Source organism: Streptomyces sp. NPDC005899 (assembly GCF_040629645.1).
Taxonomy (GTDB): domain Bacteria; phylum Actinomycetota; class Actinomycetes; order Streptomycetales; family Streptomycetaceae; genus Streptomyces.
This window is the reverse complement of the sequence record NZ_JBEXWB010000550.1, coordinates 1-2828: the sequence shown is the minus strand read 5'-3', so window position 1 is coordinate 2828 and position 2828 is coordinate 1. Positions and strand designations below refer to the sequence as shown.

Genomic DNA, 2828 nt, shown 5'->3' with positions numbered 1-2828 from the left:
GCCGGGCTTCGGGGCGGCGGGACGAGCCGCGGCGGCCGGGGAGGGCGCCGCGGGCTTCGAGGGGGCGGCCTTACGAGGCGCGCCAGGCTTGGCAGCGGTCTTGCCGGCGTTGCCGCCGGGACCCTGCAGTGCGTCGGTCAACTTACGTACAACCGGCGCCTCGATCGTCGAGGACGCCGAACGGACGAATTCACCGAGTTCTTGGAGCTTGGCCATGACGACCTTGCTCTCTACGCCGAACTCCTTGGCGAGTTCGTATACCCGGACCTTAGCCACTTCGCTCCTTTTAGGTCCGGGTTACCGCCGGACCGTCGCTACTTCATGGGCGTACTCATCGCGTACTCATCGAGTGCTCATCGCAATCTCGACCTACTTCCAACTCGCGAGGTACCTGACCGCACGGGGACCCGTGCCGTTCACTTGTCGTGCTCGTCCAGCCGTGTCACCCGCTCGACGAACCGCTGCACTGCCGCGGCGTCGAACGGCCCCTTGGCCTTGAAGGCCCGGGGGAGAGCCCGGCGGCGGACCGCCAGCTCGAGACAGACGGAGGCGGGGTGCAGATACGCACCCCGGCCGGGCAGCGTACCGCGTGGATCAGGGACGACGTCTCCCTTGTCCACCACGATGCGCAGCAAATCGCTCTTGGCCGCCCGCTCCCGGCATCCCACACAGGTTCGTTCGGGGCAAGCGCGGGCGTGCGTCCGGCCAGACACGTCTAAGTCTACCTCCCCGCACCGACCTCACCCCTTGGGGGCAAGAATCGAACGGATGTTGTCGTGATCTCAGCGGCTTCGCGCCTTGATCTATTCCCTCGGCACCGCCCGGCACCACATCTCTGCGAGGCCGGGCGCGGTGCCGGGCGATCGGTTCAGCCGCGCTGGGACCGCTCCCGGGCGCGCTCGGCGCGCTCGCGGTCGGCGGTCTCGCGCTCGGCGTCGGTCTCGGTGTCCGGGCGGATGTCGATGCGCCAGCCGGTGAGGCGGGCGGCGAGGCGGGCGTTCTGCCCCTCCTTGCCGATCGCCAGCGACAGCTGGTAGTCGGGGACGGTGACCCGGGCGGAACGGGCGCCGAGGTCCACGACCTCGACCTCGCTCACCCGCGCGGGCGACAGCGCGTTGGCCACCATCTCGGCGGGGTCGTCCGACCAGTCCACGATGTCGATCTTCTCACCGTGCAGCTCGGCCATGACGTTGCGCACGCGGCTGCCCATCGGGCCGATGCAGGCGCCCTTGGGGTTCAGGCCCGCACGGGTGGACCGCACGGCGATCTTGGTGCGGTGGCCGGCCTCACGGGCGATGGCCTCGATGACGACCGAACCGTCCGCGATCTCCGGGACCTCGAGCGCGAAGAGCTTCTTCACGAGGTTCGGGTGGGTGCGCGACAGCGTCACGGAGGGACCGCGGACCCCCTTCGCCACCCGTACGACGTAGGTGCGCAGACGCAGGCCGTGGGTGTACTCCTCACCCGGCACCTGCTCCTGGACGGGCAGGATCGCCTCCAGCTTGCCGATGTCCACCAGGACGTTCTTGGGGTCCTTGCCCTGCTGGACCAGGCCGGTCACGACGTCGCCCTCGTGACCCGCGTACTCACCGAACGTCCTGTCGTCCTCGGCGTCGCGCAGCCGCTGCAGGATGACCTGCTTGGCGGTGGTCGCGGCGATACGGCCGAAGCCGGAGGGGGTGTCGTCGAACTCCTTGGGCTCCTGGCCCTCCTCGAGATCGGCCGGGTCCTCCTTCGCCCACACCGTGACGTGACCGCCGGCGTCCAGCTCGACGCGCGCGCGCCGGTGACTGCCCTCGGTGCGGTGGTACGCGATGAGGAGGGCCGACTCGATCGCCCCGACGAGCACGTCGAAGGGGATCTCCTTGTCCTGCGCCAAGCCCTTCAGAAGCTTCACATCGATGTCCACGGCTACGCCTCCTCTTCCTTCTTGTCCTTGCGGTTGAATTCGATCTCCACGCGGGCCTTGGCGATCTCGCCGAAGGCCACCCGGCGCGCCGTGGGCTTGCGGCCCTTGAGGCCCGGCACCTCGAGGTCCAGGCCTTCGTCGTCCGCCCCGACGATGCGGGCCACCAGTTCGCCGCCCTCGTGCAGGGTGAGCCTGGCCAGCCGGCCGACGGCCCGGACGTAGTGGCGGTGCTCGGTCAACGGGCGGTCGGCGCCCGGAGAGCTCACTTCGAGGACGTACTCGCCCTCGCCCATCACGTCGGTCTCGTCGAGGGTCCGGGAGATCGTGCGGCTCAGCTCGGCACAGGCGTCCAGCTCCACGCCGTCCTCGGAGTCGACGACGACCCGCAGCACCCGGCGGCGGCCTGCCCGGGAGACCTCGATCTCCTCGAGGTCCAGCTCCTCGGCGCTGACGAGCGGTTCGAGCAGCCCGCGCAGCCTCTCGCTCTCGGTGGTGCTCATCCGGGTGACTCCTCGGCCGCGTGTGCTGTTGTGTGGATCGTCGCGTGTCAGGTCAAAGGGTATCCGGTCCGCAGGGGTGTTGCCGTCCGCCTCCCGCTCGCTCGCGGGTACGCTCGCTGCGGTGATCACTTCAGGACAGAAAATGTCATAGAGCAGCACGAAGGAGACAAGTGCGGCGCACGGGGACGACGCGCAGGGGTGCGTTGACGAGTACGGGCGCGCTCGTCCTGGGCGCGGCCCTGAGCGGCTGCGGCGGCGGTGACGAAACCACCGCCGCACGGGCGCCGGCCGGTTCCGATGCCCGAGCGGATTCGCTCCGCGCCCAGAAGGCGCTGCGGGCGGCCGCCGCCCGCGCCAGCACCGCGCTGCTCTCCGGGTACGTACGGTACGCTTCCGCGCTCCCGGCGACGGCAGCCGGC

Annotated in this window: 4 protein-coding genes and 1 pseudogene; 1 reads left to right on the top strand and 4 read right to left on the bottom strand. The window is 70.0% G+C overall.

The annotated features are described in order from the left end of the window. From ABZ371_RS31285 to rimP, 4 genes are all read right to left on the bottom strand, one after another. Positions 1-276: translation initiation factor IF-2 N-terminal domain-containing protein (locus ABZ371_RS31285; protein ID WP_358686031.1), on the bottom strand; the 276-nt coding region annotated here is incomplete at its 3' end. A 140-nt stretch (positions 277-416) separates the two neighbouring features. Further along, positions 417-713: a YlxR family protein gene (locus ABZ371_RS31280; protein ID WP_358686029.1), complete on the bottom strand. Its 297-nt coding sequence runs from the start codon at positions 711-713 to the stop codon at positions 417-419. A 155-nt stretch (positions 714-868) separates the two neighbouring features. Then, on the bottom strand, positions 869-1909 hold the full coding sequence (nusA, locus tag ABZ371_RS31275) for a transcription termination factor NusA (RefSeq protein ID WP_358686026.1): 1041 nt from the start codon (positions 1907-1909) through the stop codon (positions 869-871). Between the two features lie 2 nt (positions 1910-1911). Next, entirely contained in the window at positions 1912-2409 is a 498-nt protein-coding gene (rimP, locus tag ABZ371_RS31270; protein WP_358686024.1) for a ribosome maturation factor RimP, read from the bottom strand. 170 nt (positions 2410-2579) lie between these two features. Between rimP and ABZ371_RS31265 the strand changes: the two are divergent. Further along, positions 2580-2828 (top strand): annotated as a pseudogene (locus tag ABZ371_RS31265) (hypothetical protein); the annotation flags it as partial.

Coding starts and splice junctions, on each gene's coding strand:
- rimP (WP_358686024.1), bottom strand. CDS start 2,409: ATGAGCACCACCGAGAGCGAGAGGCTGCGCGGGCTGCTCGAACCGCTC.